The sequence below is a fragment of the Azospirillum formosense genome, assembly GCF_013340925.1.
In the GTDB taxonomy this organism is placed as follows: domain Bacteria; phylum Pseudomonadota; class Alphaproteobacteria; order Azospirillales; family Azospirillaceae; genus Azospirillum; species Azospirillum formosense.
In genome coordinates, this window is the sequence record NZ_WHOR01000457.1 from 1 (window position 1) to 2,157 (window position 2,157).

The 2,157-nt window shown below is 67.7% G+C and carries 3 protein-coding genes; all 3 read left to right on the forward strand.

Annotated elements, in window-relative coordinates; genetic code table 11:
* Positions 1-46 precede the first annotated feature (46 nt).
* From rimM to rplS, 3 genes are read left to right on the forward strand one after another with little or no spacing between them, the layout of a single operon-like run.
* The gene (gene rimM / locus GBZ26_RS28930; RefSeq protein WP_174441742.1) at positions 47-652 is read left to right on the forward strand and encodes a ribosome maturation factor RimM; all 606 of its coding nucleotides are present in this window, start codon (positions 47-49) and stop codon (positions 650-652) included.
* Positions 649-1,449, forward strand: coding sequence for a tRNA (guanosine(37)-N1)-methyltransferase TrmD (trmD, locus tag GBZ26_RS28935; protein ID WP_119509113.1), 801 nt, complete (start codon positions 649-651; stop codon positions 1,447-1,449). The genes rimM and trmD overlap by 4 nt, the downstream gene beginning before the upstream one ends.
* Positions 1,450-1,489: 40 nt before the next feature.
* A complete protein-coding gene (gene rplS / locus GBZ26_RS28940) occupies positions 1,490-1,885 on the forward strand; it encodes a 50S ribosomal protein L19 (RefSeq protein ID WP_014239328.1) in 396 nt (131 codons plus the stop codon).
* The last annotated feature ends 272 nt before the right edge of the window (positions 1,886-2,157 follow it).

Genomic DNA, 2,157 nt, shown 5'->3' on the forward strand with positions numbered 1-2,157 from the left:
GGTAGGGAGGGGGCGAGCGACGCCCCGCAACGCACACGCTCAAGCCATGTCCACAAAAGTCTGCGTCGGCCAATTCGCCGGGGCGCACGGCGTCCGCGGCCTCGTGAAGGTGAAAAGCTTCACGGAGGACCCGGGAGCCGTGGCGTCCTACGGCCCCCTCTCGGACGAGCGGGGCGCCCGGCGCTTCGCGCTGACGCTTCAGGGCACCATGAAGGACCTGTTCCTGGTCCGCGTCGATGGCATCGCCACGCGCGAACAGGCGCAGGAACTGACCGGCGTCCGGCTCTATGTGGACCGTTCCGCCCTGCCCGAGACGGAGGACGAGGACGAGTTCTACCACGCCGACCTGATCGGGCTGCGTGCGGAACTCGCCGACGGCACCGTCTGGGGCACGGTGAAGGCGCTGTACGACTTCGGAGCCGGTGACGTGCTGGAGATCCGCACGGAATCGGGGCCGCTGGAGATGCTGCCCTTCACCCGCGCCTGCGTTCCGGTGGTCGATGTGAAGGGAGGCCGCGTCGTGGTCGATCTTCCCGCGGTCATCGAAGCGCGCGAAGGCGAGGCGGAAAAGGACGGAGCGGACGCGCCGGAGGGCGCGGATGACGCTGAAGACGCTCAAGACGACGTTCAAGACAAGGGAACCCGCCCGTGAATCACGGCGCTTCCGGTTCTCTTGTCTGGACGGCCAAGGTTCTGACGCTGTTCCCGGAGATGTTTCCGGGTCCGCTGGGGCTCAGCCTCGCGGGAAAGGCGCTGGAAAATGGAGTCTGGGCGTTGGAATCAGTGGACATTCGCTCGTTCGCGCGCGATAAACACCGCTCCGTCGACGACACCCCCTTCGGCGGAGGGGCCGGCATGGTCATGCGGCCCGACGTGCTGGACGCGGCTCTGACCGCGACGGCGGGTCCTCCGGGCACTCCTGGACGCGGACGGGCGATCTACCTGTCGCCTCGCGGACGGGTGCTCGACCAGGAGCTGGTCAAGGAGCTGGCGGCCACCCCGGTGGTCACCCTGCTCTGCGGCCGGTACGAAGGGGTGGATGAGCGGGTGCTGGACGCGCACGGCCTTGAGGAGGTCAGCCTCGGGGATTTCGTGCTGTCCGGCGGCGAGACCGCCGCCCTGTGCCTGATCGACGCCGTGGTGCGCTTGCTCCCCGGCGTCATGGGCAATGTGGAGACGGCGGGCGAGGAAAGTTTCGAACGGGGGTTGCTCGAATACCCCCACTACACCCGGCCCGCGGTCTGGACCGACGGGCAGGGTGTGGAACGGTCGGTCCCGGACATTCTGTTGTCCGGCCACCACGAGAAGGTTCGCGCCTGGCGGCTCGCCGAGGCGGAGCGGATCACGCAGGCCCGGCGACCGGACCTGTGGGACCGCTACGAGGCGGGCAGGAAGGCCGAGGGTCAGATTGGAAAACGGGGTCGCCGGCGCGGCCCGAAACCAGAGTGACGGTCCGCCGCGAGGCGCACCGATGGAAAGGGGTAGTGTCATGAACCTGTTGCAGCAGCTCGAGCAGGAGCAGATCGAGAAGGCCCTCGGCGGCAAGACCATTCCTGTGTTCTCGCCGGGCGACACCGTCCGCGTGAACGTGAAGGTGGTCGAGGGCACGCGCGAGCGTGTCCAGGCTTACGAGGGCGTCGTGATCGCCCGCCGGAACGCCGGCGTGAACTCGTCCTTCACCGTCCGCAAGATCAGCTACGGCGAGGGTGTGGAGCGCGTGTTCCCGCTCTACTCCCCGCGTCTGGAGTCGATCGAGCTGGTCCGCAAGGGCGCCGTCCGCCGCGCCAAGCTGTACTATCTGCGCGACCGTCGCGGCAAGTCGGCCCGTATCGCCGAGCGCACGACCGGCCGCGGCATGAACAACACGAAGGCCGCCGCGGAGTAATCCGGCGCCCTTTCGTTCGGTACGCCTATACCAGCACCCGCCCGGAGCGATCCGGGCGGGTGTTTGGCGTTGGGGAATGGGGAGGTGGTTGCGTCGATGCCCCCCTCCCCCCCCCCCCCCCCCCCCCCGTCTTGTGGGGGTGGCTGATGCTCTCCGCTTTCATCTCTCTCCCCCCCCCGCGCCCGCCCACTATCGTCTTTGGTGTCTCGGTGTCTCTTTTTCATCTCATACAATATACCCGACTCTTGCGTGTACTACCTCTGCGTATCTCT